The organism is Actinoallomurus sp. CA-142502 (assembly GCF_050936355.1).
Taxonomy (GTDB): Bacteria; Actinomycetota; Actinomycetes; order Streptosporangiales; family Streptosporangiaceae; genus Actinoallomurus; species Actinoallomurus iriomotensis.
This window is the reverse complement of sequence record NZ_JBNJMY010000001.1, coordinates 10279977-10294223: the sequence shown is the minus strand read 5'-3', so window position 1 is coordinate 10294223 and position 14247 is coordinate 10279977. Positions and strand designations below refer to the sequence as shown.

Sequence of the window (14247 nt, the reverse complement as noted above, 5' to 3'; positions counted from 1 at the left end):
GCCACGCTGCGGGGCCGGCTTCTTGGAGAAACTCAGGTTTGTCGCTAGCCACCCTTTATCTTCACCTCCCGAGGCCGGTGCTCGCCTCACCGTACGGAGCGATTTACCCCTCCCTGAGACCGGGGCGGTGTCCACCTGGAGGACGATGCGAGGTCCCTCCCACAGGGGGACGCGTAGGCGGGGGTGGGCGGCGTAGCTTTTTGAGCGTGACAAGGGCGCCGCGTCTCCGTACTAGGGGGTCCGGAGACGTCGGCCCCTGGTCCGCCATCCGACCTTCGGGGGTTCGGATGGCGGCCGGTCTCCCTCGCCGGGTGGCCGTCGACCGTCCGAGGTCTCCCGCGGGCACTCCCCGTGGACGGCATGATCGGGCACACCATGGGCTGGGGTCTCCCCGATCCGGCCACCCAGGCGAGGGCCCTTTGCGTTCTACCGCCGGCCGCGGAGCAGGCGCAGGGCCTTCTCCTTCTCGAAGTCGAGCGCGCGTGCCGGCGGGGGCGACAGGCGCCCGATGCGCTCGCCCAGCTCTCGCACCGCCGCCCGGACGTCCGGCTCGGCCAGCACGCGCAGCCCGAAGGCGAGCTCTCCCGGGCTGATGTCGTACCGCTTCTCCAGCGTCAGCGCGAGGGCCACCGCCCGCAGCTCGTCGTCGCCGAAACGCCGGTGCCCGCGGGGCTCACGGACCGGAGGCAGCAGGCCGAGGGCTTCGCGGTAGCGGAGCATGCGGGGCGAGGTACCGAGCCGCTGGGCGGCCTCCGTGATGCGCATGAGGCCTATTCTGACAAATCAGTGTCAGATACCGCGCCCGGGCCGTGCACCCCTCGACGCACCGCACCTAGACTCGGTCGTGAAACCGAATCCAGGGGAGTAAACCAAGCATGGACTACAAGGTCGCCGATCTGTCGCTGGCGGCGTTCGGCCGCAGGGAGATCAAGCTCGCCGAGCACGAGATGCCGGGCCTGATGGCCGTCCGTGAGGAGTACGCCGAGTCCAAGCCGCTGCGCGGGGCGAAGATCATGGGCTCGTTGCACATGACGATCCAGACCGCCGTGCTGATCGAGACCCTGGTCGAGCTGGGCGCCGACGTCCGCTGGGTGAGCTGCAACATCTTCTCCACCCAGGACCACGCCGCCGCCGCGGTCGTCGTCGGCCCGGACGGCACCACCGACGACCCGCAGGGCGTCCCGGTGTTCGCCTGGAAGGGCGAGACGCTGGAGGAGTACTGGTGGTGCACCGACCAGGCCCTCGCCTGGCCCGATGGCACCGGCCCCAACATGATCCTCGACGACGGCGGTGACGCGACGCTGCTGGTGCACAAGGGCGCCGAGTACGAGAAGGCCGGTGCCGTGCCCTCGGCGTCGGAGGACGACCCGGAGGAGTGGAAGGTCATCCTGGACCTGCTTCGCCGTACGGTCGACGGCTCGGGTCGCTGGACGAAGACCGCCGAGCGGATCAAGGGCGTGACCGAGGAGACCACGACCGGCGTCCACCGGCTGTACGAGATGGCCAAGGCGGGCACGCTCGCGTTCCCGGCGATCAACGTCAACGACTCGGTGACCAAGTCCAAGTTCGACAACAAGTACGGCTGCCGGCACAGCGTGATCGACGGTCTCAACCGCGCCACCGACGTGCTCATCGGCGGCAAGGTCGCGGTCGTGTGCGGCTACGGCGACGTCGGCAAGGGCTGCGCGGACGCGCTGCGCGGCCAGGGCGCCCGGGTCATCGTCACCGAGATCGACCCGATCTGCGCGCTCCAGGCGGCGATGGACGGCTTCCAGGTCACCACGCTCGACGACGTGGTGGCGATCGCGGACATCTTCGTGACGACGACCGGCAACTTCAACATCATCACCGCCGACCACATGGCGCGGATGAAGCACCAGGCGATCGTCAGCAACATCGGCCACTTCGACAACGAGATCGACATGGCCGGCCTGGCGAAGATCCCCGGCATCAAGAAGGAAGAGGTCAAGCCGCAGGTCCACACCTGGACCTTCGAGGACGGCCACTCCATCATCGTGCTGGCCGAGGGCCGCCTGATGAACCTCGGCTGCGCCACCGGCCACCCGTCGTTCGTGATGTCGAACTCCTTCACCAACCAGGTGATCGCCCAGATCGAGCTGTTCACCAAGACGGAGGACTACCCGATCGGGGTCTACACCCTGCCCAAGCACCTGGACGAGAAGGTCGCCCGCCTGCACCTGGACGCGCTCGGCGTCAAGCTGACCACGCTCACCAAGGAGCAGGCCGCCTACATCGGCGTCGACGTCGAGGGCCCGTACAAGTCGGACCACTACCGGTACTGACCTCGATTCAGCGATGAAGTCAGACGTGACGGACCCCGGGCTCGCCGAGTCCGGGGTCCGGCGTATCGAGTGGGCCGACCGTTCGATGCCGGTGTTGCGGCGCATCCGCGAACGGTTCGCCGCCGACCGCCCGCTGGACGGCATGAAGGTCGCGGCGTGCATGCACGTCACCACCGAGACCGCGAACCTCATCCGCGCGCTCCAGGCCGGCGGGGCCGAGGTCGCGCTCGCGGCGTCCAACCCGCTGTCGACGCAGGACGACACGGCGGCCGCGCTCGTGGAGGAGTACGGCGCGGCCGTCTTCGCCCGGCAGGGCGTCGACCGCGACGGCTACTACCGGCACATCCACCAGGCGCTCTCGATCGGTCCGGACCTGGTGCTGGACGACGGCTGCGACCTGGTCAACTCGCTGCACACCGAGCGCCTCGACCTGGCCGCCGGCGTACGCGGGGGGTGCGAGGAGACCACGACCGGCGTCATCCGGCTGCACCAGATGGCCCGCGAGGACGCCCTGCGCTTCCCGATGGTGGCGGTCAACGACACCGACACGAAGCACATGTTCGACAACCGGTACGGCACGGGCCAGTCCACCCTGGACGGCATCATCCGCGCGACGAACACCCTGCTCGCCGGCAAGACGATCGTCATCGCGGGCTTCGGCTACTGCGGCCGCGGCCTGGCCGAACGCGCCCGCGGCATGGGCGGCCGCGTCGTCGTCACCGAGATCGACCCGGTCAAGGCGCTGGACGCGGCCCTGCAGGGCTTCCGGGTGCAGCCGATGTCCCAGGCCGCCGAGGACGGCGACGTGTTCATCACCGTCACCGGGAACACCGACGTGATCCGCGCCGAGCACTTCGCCCGTATGAAGGACGGCGCGATCCTCGCCAACTCCGGCCACTTCGACGTGGAGGTCGACGTACGGGCCCTCGCCGACCTGGCGGTGGAGGTCCGCCACGAGGTACGCCCGCAGGCGGACGAGTACGTCCTGGCCGACGGGCGGCGCCTGGTGCTGCTCGCCGAGGGCCGGCTGGTGAACCTGGCGGCGGCCGAGGGCCACCCGGCCGCCGTGATGGACATGTCGTTCGCCGACCAGGCGCTCACGTGCGAGTGGCTGGTCACCCAGGATCTGGCCCCGGGCGTGTACGAGGTGCCGGAGGCGATCGACACGGAGGTCGCCCGGCTCAAGCTGATCTCGATGGACATCGAGATCGACGCCCTGACCCCGGACCAGGAGGTCTACCTGTCGTCCTGGCGCCGCGGCTCCTGAGCGGCCGCCGACGGCATGTGTGGTACGGCGGCTCCCGGGTCGTGACCGGCGAAGACCAGCCCGATGACGAACCCCGCGACCTCCTCCAGTTGGCGGGCTTGGTCGAGCCCTCCCAGCACGGCCGGTGCGCCGCCGACCGCGCGTGCGAGCTCGCCGACGACCTCCAGCGCCGCCGGGTCGTCGCCGCACATCGCCAGGGTGACGGCCGTTTCGCCCGGTCCCGTCCACTGGTCGGAGGGGAAGAGATGGAAGGCCTTGACGACGTGTGCCCCCGGAGCCAGGCCGGCGATCCGCTCCGCCATCGATTCCCCGGGCCCGGTGAGCAGTGCGCCGACTCCGTGGTCGACGGGGTTCGTGGGATCGATCAGCGGCGTGCCCGCCAGCGAGCCGTCGGCGGCGCCCACGGCCCGCAGCATGTCCTCGACGCCGTCCCAGGCGACGGCGAGCAGCACCGCGTCGCGCCCGGCGACCACCTCCCGCGGCTCGGCCGCGCGTACGTCCGGGCCGAGCCGGTCCGCGAGGTCCCGCGCCTTGGCGGGTGACCGGCCGCCGACCACGATCTCGTGTCCCGCCCGCGCCCAGCCCTCGGCGAGTGCCGCCGCCAGCGTTCCCGTTCCCAGGATTCCGATCCGCATCGTCGTTTCCCTTCCTCGTTGATCGTCCGGCGGCCACGGTAAGGAAGGTGACGCGCACCGATCGGTGCGTATCGCGTGCGCGATGATGGTGGGCGAGATGAGCGAAGCCCACTGCTACCAGATGGTCGCCGACTGCCGCCTGCGGGCGGCCACCGACCTGTTCGCCCACACCTGGGATCCCGTCGTCCTGGCGGCCCTTCAGGCCGGGCCGCGCCGACGCCGCGAGCTGCGGGCCGCGATCGGCGGCATCAGCGACAAGGTCATGACCGAGACGTTGCACCGCCTGTCCGGCAACGGCCTGATCGACCGTCGGACCTACGCCGAGGCCCCGCCGCGCGTCGAGTACGGCCTGACGGCCCTCGGGCGCAGCCTGGTCGACGGCCCGATGAGAGCGCTCGGGGACTGGCTGACCGAGCACGGCGACGAGCTCCTCGACGCCCAAGAACGCTCCGCGCTCGAGGGCCTGTCTCGAAGTCCCCGTCCGTAGCGAGCGCCGCGCAGTAGGACAGCGGGGCTTCGAGACAGGCCCTAGATTGGGGCCATGCCGCACGGAACGTACGTTCATGAGTCGCAGGTCGAGGAGAGGTTCTCCTGCGCTCCGGACGGAGGAGGCTGGCGCTACACCGCCGAACGCTCCGACGGCGGCACCATCGAGCTGATCGCCGACGGACGCTGGCGGCCGGCCCGGCTCCAGGTGACCTCCGGCGAGCACGTGCTGCGCGGCGGCGCGGCAGGCGCCGAGCTGCTGTGGGTCACCGGGGGCCGGGAGGGCTCCGCGCGCGCCACCGGGTTCGTCGGTGACTCGCCGGGGCTGCTCGTCGCCGTCGCGCGTTCGCTCGGCCTGACCGAGGGGGAGCGGGCCGACGTGCGCCTCCTGATGCTCACCGAGCCCGCGCTCGCCGTCCGTACGGTGCCGCAGCGCTGGGCGCTCACCGAGATCACCTGGCACGAGGCCGACGAGGGCCGGCTACCGGTCGAACGCTACGAGATCACCGATCTGGAGACCGGGGAGATCTCGGAGTGCTACCTCGCCGGCGACGTCGTCGTGGCCGCCTCCGGGATCGAGCTGGCCGGGCTGGACGACCCGCCGAACTTCGCCTGACCGGTCACTGCCGGGGCGGCAGGAACCGGGGCGCCGAACCGGGGGCCGCGCCGAGCCACTCGGGACCCGGCACCGGGCCTGGGCCGTACGAGGGCGGCGGTGGCGGGGGCCCGCCCACCGGGATCGCCTGGGGCACGGGCGCCGGCATGGGCATGACCGGCGCGCCGCGGCGGTTGATCGCCTCGCGCCGGGCGGCGCGTTCGGCCAGCCGGACCTCCTCGCGGTGCCGGCGTTCGGCCAGGACGGCCGACAGGTAGATCTCCGGCCGAAACCCCGGAGGCGGCGGCGGGCTGACGTAGCGCAGGATCTCCGCCATGAGCCGGTCGCCCATCGCGTCGCGTACGCGGGGCGCCAGCTCCCAGAAGCGCGTGAGGTACTGCCGCGCGGCCATCGCCACGTTGTCCGGCAGCATGGCGAGCTCCAGCGACCGCGCCCACGGCGCCAGTGGCGGCGGCATGATCGCGACCGGCCCGAGGAAGACGTTGACCGGCACCCGGTCCTGGATGACGATCGTGCCCGCGAACAGGTCGCCGAGCCGCTTGCCGCGCTGGTTGAGCAGCGACGAGATGAGCGCGGGCGAGCCGAGCAGCGCCCAGATCTCCAGGAACCCGGCCAGCGCGCGTACGAGGGCCTGCCGGAAGCGCTCAGGGCCACCGTCGTCGCCGACGACGCGCAGCCCGACCGCGAGCTTGCCCAGAGTGCGGCCGCGCGTCAGCGTCTCCGTGATCGTCGGGTAGCCCACGAACACGGCCACCATGCACACGATCGACAGACCCACCGCCACGGCCGAGTCGAGCACCGTCGCCGACAGGCCGACGAAGATGAAGCAGATGTAGAGCACGAAGATCTGCAACAGCATGTCGACGAACAGCGCCAGGGCGCGGCTGGCCAGCCGCGCCACCCGGATGTCGAGTGCCACGGCCTCGCCGGTCACCAGTTCGATCGGCACGCGCCCTCCCGTCGGATCACTGAGAGACTGGCGAGGATCCCCCAGGAGTCTTTGAGAGTAGTCTGCCCGTTTGTGGACGTCGATGCCTTCGTGGCCGCGCACAACGCCGAGTGGCGGCGCCTGGAGCAACTGATCAACCGGGGTGCCAGGAAGCTGAGCGGTGCGGAGATCGACGAGCTGGTCGAGCTGTACCAGCGGGCCGCGACCCACCTGTCCGTCGTCCGCTCCAGCTCGCCGGAGCCCGCGCTGGTCGGCCGCCTGTCGTCGCTGGTGGCCCGGGGGCGCGCGGCGGTGACCGGCGCGCACGCGCCGATGTGGCGCGACGTCGCCCGCTTCCTCACCGTCTCCTTCCCGGCCACCGCGTACCGGATGCGGAGGTGGTGGCTCGGCGCGGCGGTCATCTCCAACCTGGTGTCGCTGGTCATCGCCGTCTGGGTGGCCCGCAACCCGGACGTGCAGACGTCACTGCTGTCCCCGATGCAGATCCGCCAGCTCGTCGAGCACGACTTCGCGAACTACTACACCGACCACGCGGCGGGCGCGTTCGCCTTCCAGGTGTGGGTGAACAACGTCTGGGTCTCGGCCGAGGCGCTGATCTTCGGCATCCTGCTCGGCATCCCGACGATCTTCGCCCTGTGGGGCAACCAGCTGAACCTCGGCGTCTCCGCCGGCCTGATGTTCGCCCACGGCAAGGGCGCGATCTTCTTCGGCCTGATCCTGCCGCACGGCATGCTGGAACTCACGGCCGTGTACCTCGCCGCCGCGGCCGGCCTGCGCCTCGGCTGGACGATCATCGACCCGGGCCACCGCCGCCGCAGCCACGCCCTGGCCGAGGAGGGCCGCGCGGCGATGAGCATCGCCCTGGGACTCATCATCGTGCTGGCGGTGTCGGGCGCGATCGAGGGCTTCGTGACGGGACACGTGAGCGTGACGTGGATCCGCATCGGCATCGGCGTGATCGCGGAGTCCGCCTTCCTGACGTACGTCATCGTGTTCGGCCGCCGCGCGGTCCGCGAGGGCGACACCGGCGACATGGAAGCCGTCCCCGACACCGCCCCGGTCGCGGCCTGACCGTCAGCCGAGCGCGTCGAGATCCACCTCGACGGGAAAGGGCTCGTCGGTCCGGAGACGATCCGCGTGTTTGCCGACCGGTGTGTAAGCCGCTGTCTCCAGCCGGTACGTGTAAGCGACCAGTCCGGCGTCTTCTTGCTCAATTCGCCAGAAGTGCGGAATGCCTGCTACGGAATATTCGGCCGGTTTGTCGAGACGATCGGCGCTCACGCTGCCTTTGCTCATTATCTCGACAGTGAGCAGAACCTGGTGTGGTCGCACCGGGAGAATGTTGGAGTCGCCGGAAAAGACCAGAATGTCGGGCCGCCGGTTGTTCAACGGTACGTCGGACAGCCTCAGGTCGACGTCGGTCGTGACCTGCCACGGAGCGGGTGCGACCTGCTCTAGCGCGTTGGCGAGCAGCCGGGCGATCCGATTGTGCCTCGGCGTCGCGGAAGGCGACACGATGATGCTCCCGTCGAGAATTTCAATGCGCCGGCAGATTTCCTCCGGCATGCGATCGTAATCCTCGGCGGTGACGCCTTCCTCTGGAAGTGTCAACATCCAGTCCGGTAGCGCGGTCACATCAGGCCTCCGTGGGACAGGCATCGCTCAACCTGTGCCTCTCAGGTTACGGCACTCCAAGAATTCCCGTCAGAGGCGGCCGGCGGCCTTCAGGGACAGGTACGCGTCGGCCAGGGCCGGGGCGATGTCCTCCGGTGGGGCGTCGACGACCTCCACGCCGTACTTGCGGAGTTCCGCCGTCACACGGCTGCGGTCGGCGCGGGCGCGTTCGGCGGCGGCCGCGTCGTAGACGGCGCTCGCGTCGCCGCGGGCCGTGGCCATCTCGGTCACCCGCGGGTCGCTCACCGCGGCGACCATCACCAGGTGCTTGGCGGTGAGCTGGGGCAGCAGCGGCAGCAGGCCCTCCTCCATCGCCGCGGCGTTGAGGTCGGTCAGCAGCACCACGAGGCAGCGTTGCCGTACGCGGGCCAGCAGGGTCGAGACCATGCCCGCCGCGTCCGCCTCGATGAGTTCGGGCTCCAGCGGGGCCATGGCGCGGACCATCGCGGGCAGCAGGTTGGTGCGCGTGCTGCCCTCCACCCGGGCGCGTACCTGCCGGTCGTAGGCCAGCAGGTCCACCCGGTCGCCCGCACGCGAGGCCAGCGCGCCGAGCAGCAGGGCGGCGTCCATCGAGCAGTCGAGCCGGGGGATGTCGCCGACCCGGCCCGCGGCCGTACGGCCGGTGTCCAGGACCAGGTAGATGCGCCGGTCACGTTCGGGCCGCCACGTGCGGACGACCACGTCGCTCCGGCGCGCCGTCGCCCGCCAGTCGATGGAGCGTACGTCGTCGCCGTCCACGTACTCCCGCAGCGAGTCGAACTCCGTGCCCTGCCCGCGAATGAGCGCGACATGCTGGCCGGTCAGCTCCCGCAGGCGGGACAGCTTGGCCGGCAGGTGCCGTCGCGAGGGGAAGGCCGGCAGGACGCGTACGGTCCAGGGCGCCCGGCGGGAGAGCTGGCGGGCGGCCAGCCGCAGCGGCCCGTACGAGCGGATCGTCACCGAGACGGCCCGGCGGTCGCCCCGGCGCGTGGGGACGAGACGCATGTCGACGCGGCGGCGTTCGCCCGGCGGCACCGACAGGGTGGCCGAGCGCGGCGTCGCGCCGGCGCTGGGCGGCCAGGCGTCGCGCACCTCCGCGCGCAGCCGCCGCGTACCGGGGTTCTCCACGATGAGGGAGACCGAGGCCTCCTCGCCGAGGCGGACGTTCGTGTCGCCGGAGCGGTGCAGGCCGAGCGCGCGGACGTTGCCCGCCAGCGCCAGGTCGGCCGCGACCAGGGCCACGATCAGGGCGTTCACCGCGAGCAGCGTCCACCAGCTCGGCACGATGACCATCACGGCCGCGCCGAGCAGCGCCAGGAGCCCGGTACGGCCGGTCAGCGCCATGCCGCGCTCCTCAACGGGGCGCGGGGACGGTGGTGAGCACGCCGTCGAGCACGCCGTCGGTCGTCGCGCCCTCCAGCTCGGCCTCGGGCCGCAGCTGCACGCGGTGCCGGAGCGTCGGGCGGGCGAGGGCCTTCACGTCGTCCGGGCGCACGTAGTCGCGGCCCGACAGCCACGCCCACGCCCGTGCCGTCGCGAGCAGCGCGGTCGCGCCGCGGGGGGAGACGCCGAGCTGGAGAGAGGGCGACTGCCGCGTGGCCCGGCACAGGTCGACGACGTAACCGCTGACCTTCGGGTCGACCCGGATGCGGCGTACGGCGTCGCGCCCGGCCGCCAGGTCGGCCGGGCCGGCGACGGGCTTGACCCCGGCGGCGTCCAGGTCGCGCGGGTCGAAGCCGGAGGCGTGCCGCTGGAGTACGGCGATCTCGTCCTCCCGCGAGGGCACCGGCACGGTCAGCTTCAGCAGGAACCGGTCGAGCTGTGCCTCGGGCAGCGGGTAGGTGCCCTCGTACTCGATCGGGTTCTGCGTGGCGCACACCACGAACGGGTCGGGCAGCGGGCGCGGTACGCCCTCCACCGACACCTGCCGTTCCTCCATCGACTCCAGCAGCGACGCCTGGGTCTTGGGCGGCGTGCGGTTGATCTCGTCGGCGAGCAGGAGGTTGGTGAAGACCGGCCCCTCGCGGAACTCGAACTCCGACGTCCGGTTGTCGTACACGAGCGAGCCCGTGACGTCACCCGGCATCAGGTCGGGAGTGAACTGCACGCGTTTGAAGTCGAGCTCCAGCGCCTGCGCCAGAGTGCGGATGAGCAGCGTCTTGGCGACGCCCGGCACCCCTTCGAGCAGGACGTGCCCGCGGGACAGCAGGGCGATGACCAGGCCGGTCACCACGGCGTCCTGCCCGACGACCGCCTTGGCGACCTCGGTCCGCAGCGCCATCAGCGCGGCACGGGTGTCCTGCGCCGGCACGTCGTCCGACGGCTCGATGCCGTAGATGTCAGATCCCTGTCGCTCCGTCACGAGCTGCGAACCTGCCTTTCGAGTTCGTCGAGGTAGCCGGAGAGCCGGACCAGCTCGGCGTCGTCCATTGGTGGAGGACCGTACAGCGCCGCGCCGATGGCGGCTTGCGGCTCTCCCGTGTGCGCCGCGATGCCGGCGACGATCTCGTTCGCCATCGCCGGGTCGGAGGCGGCGCTCTTCGGCATGCCGAGCAGGGCGGTGAGGCGTTCGAGCGCCCCGGCGCGCAGCGCCATGGCCGCGCGGTCACCGGCCCCGCGCGAGCGGTACAGCCGGGCCCGTCCCTCGACCGCCTCCGCGGAGCGGACCACCACGGGCAGCGGCTCGACCACGACCGGACCCAGCCGGCGTGCCCGCCACAGCGCGACCAGCACCACCGCGATCACCGCCTGCAGCACGGCGAGCTTCACGCCGAACGGGACCAGCTCGGTGAACGACTTCTGCCCGCCGGCGCCGGGCGGCGGCGGGGCCGGCAGCAGCCAGACCACGTTCGAGCGGGAGCCGAGGAGGTTCATGCCGAGCGCGGCGTCGCCCGCGTCGGTGAGGCGTTCGTTGGTGAACGGGCCGCCGGATCCGATCACCGTGACGTTCGCGCCGCCCACCGGCAGCTGGACCAGACTCGGCCGCCCGTCCCCGAGGTAGCACTGCGTCGCGCCGGCGGGGGCCCGGTAGACCTGACCGCCGATGAGGTCGATCGAGCCGGCGTCGGCCGCGGCGGGCAGCGGGCAGGCGGGGGAGATCGTGCCCGAGGTGACGCCGTCGGTCTCGACGCCGGGCGCGAGCGCCTCGAGCGCGTCGCCGGACGGCTCCAGCAGCAGCCGGTCGCCGGGCAGGGCGCGCAGGGTGGCCAGGTCGGTGGAGGTCAGCCGCTCCGACCGCGCGATCACCAGGAGGGTGTCGGGGTTGGAGTTCACCGCGCCGGCCGCCGCGGACACGCTGCGCGCCACGGTCACCGGGGTGCCGTGCTGCCGGGTGATCTCGACGAGCGCGCGGGCGCCCTGCTGTCCCGGCGAGTCGGGGTCGAGGTACTCCGCGCGGACCTTGGGCCGCAGCGCGGCGAGCACCACGCCGATGATGACCAGCGCCAGCAGGACGATCAGGATGCCGCGCGAGCGCCGCCAGCGCCGGTGCGCGACCTGCCGCGCGGTCTCGGGCGCGGCCGGGGGCGCCGTCTGGACCGCGGTCACGTGGTGCTCCCGGAGACGAGCGGCGCCGGGCGCGCCGCCCGCACCCGCCGGTCGAGGTCGACGAGCCGCTGGTAACCCTCGGCGTCACCCTGGCGTCCGCCGTACCAGACGTCGTCGAAGGTCCGTACGCCCGCGGCGAGTTCTTCGGCGTGGTCGGGCAGCGCGGCGCCCGCCTCGGCCGCCAGCTCGTCGGCGGTACGGCCGGGGCGAGGCTCGACGATGACGCGTTCTTCGAGGTCGCGGGCGATGGCGCGCAGGCGTTCGCGGATGGCCTCGGGCCACTCGCCGGCGGCCGCGTGGCGTTCGGCGGCGGTGCGGTGGTCCTCGGCGGTGGTGTGGGTGTCGTCGAGCAGGCCCGTGCGTTCGGCCGCGCTGCGGCGCAGGTTGCCGACGCGCCACCAGATCGCGGCGGCCACCAGGATCAGCACGACCACGAGCACGACCAGCGCCGTCCAGCCCCAGCCGCTGCCGGCGTGCTCGCCCGGCGTGTGGTCGAACAGGCGGCTCAGCCAGTCGTTGATCTTGTTGATGATCCGGTCGAGGAACGACGGCTCGTCGCGGTGGTAGATCGGCTTGTTCAGCTCGCGGCGGGCGAGCTCGCGCGCCGCGTCGCGGCCGACGGGCGGTGCGGGGGCGTTGAGGATCACCGTGGCCATCCCGGCGGGGGAGGCGGAGGCGGCACGGGCGCCGTCCACGGAACGGCGCCGCGCCGCACCTTCGGCTGCGGGCCGGAGCCCGCGGCGGTGAGCGGGCCGGGCAGCCACGCGGCGAGCGGGTCCTCCGGCGATCGCATCTGCAACTCCAGGTCGAACGCCTCCCGCCGCATGCGCCGGTCGGCGTACACGAAAGCGATCACCCCGGCGTTGAACGGGTTGACCAGGGTGCCGGCGACGATCCGGCCGACCGCGCTCACGGCCAGCAGGGCGACGAGGAGCCCGCCGCCCGGTGAGGGATGGACGCCCGCCACGATCTCCACCACGACGGTGAACGGCGCCGGGATGACGACGAATTCGGCCAGCACCGTGATCAGCAGGGCGAGGAACAGGATGCCGAACGTGCGCCACCAGCGCCCGCGCACCATCTCCGCGGACCGGCGCAGCGAGGCGATCACCCCGCGGCGCTCCATCACGAGGATGGGCGTGCTGAGGGCGAACCAGACATACGCCGCCACCATCGCCACGAAGGCGACCGGCGTACCGAGGATCCAGGCGAGGGCCTGCACGCCGACGGGAGCGTCGGCCGCGACCGAGGCCACCATCGGGGTGAGCGGGATCGCCAGCGCCAGGAACACCGCCACGATGACCGCGGTGGCCGCGCCGAACAGGCGTCCCAGGCAGGGCCGTACGGCGCGCCAGGCCTGGCCGAGGGAGGTGGGGCGGCCCAGCAGCGTCCGCGCCATGACCGGCGCGAGCAGCCCGGACAGCAGCAGCACGACGTACGCGGTGAGGAGCAGGCTGCCGGCCGCGATGACGAACGCCCAGCCCACCGACTTCTCGACCGAGCCCGGCGTGATCTCGGTACGGGCCTGGGCGCCGATGAGGAAGTACTGGGCCAGCGTGACGACGACCTCGACGGCGGTCGTCATCACCGCCGACATGCCGAGCGTGGCGCGAGGGTTGCGGCGGATGTAGGTGACCGCTCCGTCGAGGATCTCCGAGACGCCGAGCGGGCGCAGCGGGATCTCGGTCTCCAGCTCGGGCTCGTCGGCGGCCGGCTCGGGCGCCGGGGGCGCGGGGTGGTCGGCCGGGGGCGCGCCGGAGCCCGGCGTCGCCCAGGCCCCCGGGTCGGTCACCCTGCCCCCTCCACGCTGTGTCCCCCTGTCGATACGGGCCATCCTGCCACGCTGAACAGTTCCGCGTGATCGCGCGGGAGGACTCCCTGGAATCGGGCGTCAATGGGGCAAAATGGGGACGCGGAATCACTGCACCGGATCGATCCCCCCGACGGACCGGCAGTGGCGCCGCGCTCGCCGGTCGCGCCGGTAACGGCGATCGTCACCGCGCGAGGGGTCGCCACACGAGGGATCAGAGGTAACCTTGGCCTGCTTGGGGGGACCACCTCTTACAACTCCGGCGATGAGGGTACATGAAAGGACGCGTGCTGGTCGTCGACGACGACCTTGCTCTGGCCGAGATGCTCGGCATCGTGCTGCGGGGAGAGGGCTTCGAGCCCTCGTTCGTGCACGACGGCGACAAGGCGCTCGAGGCGTTCCGGGAGACCCGTCCCGATCTCGTGCTGCTCGATCTCATGCTTCCCGGCATCGACGGCATCGACGTGTGCCGCCAGATCCGGGCCGAGGCCGGGGTGCCGATCGTGATGCTGACCGCCAAGAGCGACACGGTCGACGTCGTTCTCGGCCTCGAATCGGGTGCCGACGACTACATCGTCAAGCCGTTCAAGCCCAAGGAGCTGGTGGCGCGCGTCCGCGCCCGGCTCCGCCGCACCGACGACCCGACGCCCGAGCTGCTGCAGATCGGCGACATCGCGATCGATGTCGCCGGTCATTCGGTCAAGCGGGGCGATCGACACATCCCGCTCACTCCGCTGGAGTTCGACCTGCTGGTGGCGCTGGCTCGCAAGCCGCGCCAGGTCTTCACCCGCGAGGTCCTGCTCGAGCAGGTCTGGGGCTACCGCCACGCGGCCGACACCCGGCTCGTCAACGTGCACGTCCAGCGGCTCCGGGCCAAGATCGAAAAAGACCCCGAGCATCCGGAGATCGTCGTCACCGTACGCGGGGTCGGCTACAAGGCCGGCCCGGCCTAGTCCGGCCGTGCGGATCCCCCTGAAGGCGT

15 protein-coding genes are annotated in these 14247 nt (G+C 71.9%); 6 read left to right on the top strand and 9 right to left on the bottom strand.

All coding sequences use genetic code 11. From position 1 onward, the window contains the following. Window positions 1-426: 426 nt before the first annotated feature. Window positions 427-765 (bottom strand): MerR family DNA-binding transcriptional regulator, encoded by a 339-nt coding sequence (locus tag ACQEV1_RS48285; protein WP_285579119.1) that lies wholly within the window; start codon window positions 763-765, stop codon window positions 427-429. A gap of 110 nt (window positions 766-875) precedes the next feature. Here ACQEV1_RS48285 and ahcY (ACQEV1_RS48280) point away from each other — a divergent pair, with 110 nt between their 5' ends. Next, complete coding sequence (gene ahcY, locus ACQEV1_RS48280; protein WP_285625828.1) at window positions 876-2303, top strand: adenosylhomocysteinase; 1428 nt, start codon at window positions 876-878, stop codon at window positions 2301-2303. Between the two features lie 13 nt (window positions 2304-2316). Continuing rightward, the gene (gene ahcY, locus ACQEV1_RS48275; RefSeq protein WP_433404483.1) at window positions 2317-3570 is read left to right on the top strand and encodes an adenosylhomocysteinase; all 1254 of its coding nucleotides are present in this window, start codon (window positions 2317-2319) and stop codon (window positions 3568-3570) included. Here ahcY (ACQEV1_RS48275) and ACQEV1_RS48270 read toward each other — a convergent pair. Then, window positions 3540-4277, bottom strand: coding sequence for an NADPH-dependent F420 reductase (locus tag ACQEV1_RS48270; RefSeq protein WP_433406141.1), 738 nt, complete (start codon window positions 4275-4277; stop codon window positions 3540-3542). The two genes, ahcY (ACQEV1_RS48275) and ACQEV1_RS48270, sit on opposite strands and share 31 nt — an antisense overlap. A gap of 25 nt (window positions 4278-4302) precedes the next feature. On the opposite strand from ACQEV1_RS48270, the gene ACQEV1_RS48265 reads away from it, so the two are divergent. Beyond that, complete coding sequence (locus ACQEV1_RS48265; RefSeq protein WP_433404480.1) at window positions 4303-4692, top strand: winged helix-turn-helix transcriptional regulator; 390 nt, start codon at window positions 4303-4305, stop codon at window positions 4690-4692. Between the two features lie 54 nt (window positions 4693-4746). Continuing rightward, window positions 4747-5307 (top strand): hypothetical protein, encoded by a 561-nt coding sequence (locus ACQEV1_RS48260; protein WP_285625837.1) that lies wholly within the window; start codon window positions 4747-4749, stop codon window positions 5305-5307. Between the two features lie 4 nt (window positions 5308-5311). On the opposite strand, the gene ACQEV1_RS48255 is transcribed toward ACQEV1_RS48260, so the two are convergent. Continuing rightward, complete coding sequence (locus ACQEV1_RS48255) at window positions 5312-6256, bottom strand: RDD family protein (RefSeq protein ID WP_285625839.1); 945 nt, start codon at window positions 6254-6256, stop codon at window positions 5312-5314. 72 nt (window positions 6257-6328) lie between these two features. Between ACQEV1_RS48255 and ACQEV1_RS48250 the strand changes: the two genes are divergently transcribed. Next, window positions 6329-7327, top strand: coding sequence for a stage II sporulation protein M (locus ACQEV1_RS48250; RefSeq protein WP_285579109.1), 999 nt, complete (start codon window positions 6329-6331; stop codon window positions 7325-7327). A gap of 3 nt (window positions 7328-7330) precedes the next feature. Here ACQEV1_RS48250 and ACQEV1_RS48245 read toward each other — a convergent pair whose 3' ends face one another. From ACQEV1_RS48245 to ACQEV1_RS48220, 6 genes are all read right to left on the bottom strand, one after another. After that, complete coding sequence (locus ACQEV1_RS48245) at window positions 7331-7891, bottom strand: Uma2 family endonuclease (RefSeq protein WP_433404476.1); 561 nt, start codon at window positions 7889-7891, stop codon at window positions 7331-7333. 69 nt (window positions 7892-7960) lie between these two features. Beyond that, on the bottom strand, window positions 7961-9253 hold the full coding sequence (locus ACQEV1_RS48240) for a DUF58 domain-containing protein (protein ID WP_433404473.1): 1293 nt from the start codon (window positions 9251-9253) through the stop codon (window positions 7961-7963). A gap of 10 nt (window positions 9254-9263) precedes the next feature. Further along, complete coding sequence (locus ACQEV1_RS48235) at window positions 9264-10190, bottom strand: AAA family ATPase (RefSeq protein ID WP_433406138.1); 927 nt, start codon at window positions 10188-10190, stop codon at window positions 9264-9266. Window positions 10191-10267: 77 nt separating this feature from the next. Continuing rightward, on the bottom strand, window positions 10268-11455 hold the full coding sequence (locus ACQEV1_RS48230) for a DUF4350 domain-containing protein (RefSeq protein WP_285625845.1): 1188 nt from the start codon (window positions 11453-11455) through the stop codon (window positions 10268-10270). Continuing rightward, window positions 11452-12111: a DUF4129 domain-containing protein gene (locus tag ACQEV1_RS48225; RefSeq protein WP_285625847.1), complete on the bottom strand. Its 660-nt coding sequence runs from the start codon at window positions 12109-12111 to the stop codon at window positions 11452-11454. The genes ACQEV1_RS48230 and ACQEV1_RS48225 overlap by 4 nt, the downstream gene beginning before the upstream one ends. Then, window positions 12099-13247: a DUF7544 domain-containing protein gene (locus tag ACQEV1_RS48220; protein WP_285625850.1), complete on the bottom strand. Its 1149-nt coding sequence runs from the start codon at window positions 13245-13247 to the stop codon at window positions 12099-12101. Before ACQEV1_RS48220 ends, ACQEV1_RS48225 begins: the two co-directional genes overlap by 13 nt. 293 nt (window positions 13248-13540) lie before the next feature. On the opposite strand from ACQEV1_RS48220, the gene mtrA reads away from it, so the two are divergent. Then, window positions 13541-14218: an MtrAB system response regulator MtrA gene (gene mtrA / locus ACQEV1_RS48215; RefSeq protein WP_285579099.1), complete on the top strand. Its 678-nt coding sequence runs from the start codon at window positions 13541-13543 to the stop codon at window positions 14216-14218. Window positions 14219-14247 lie beyond the last annotated feature (29 nt).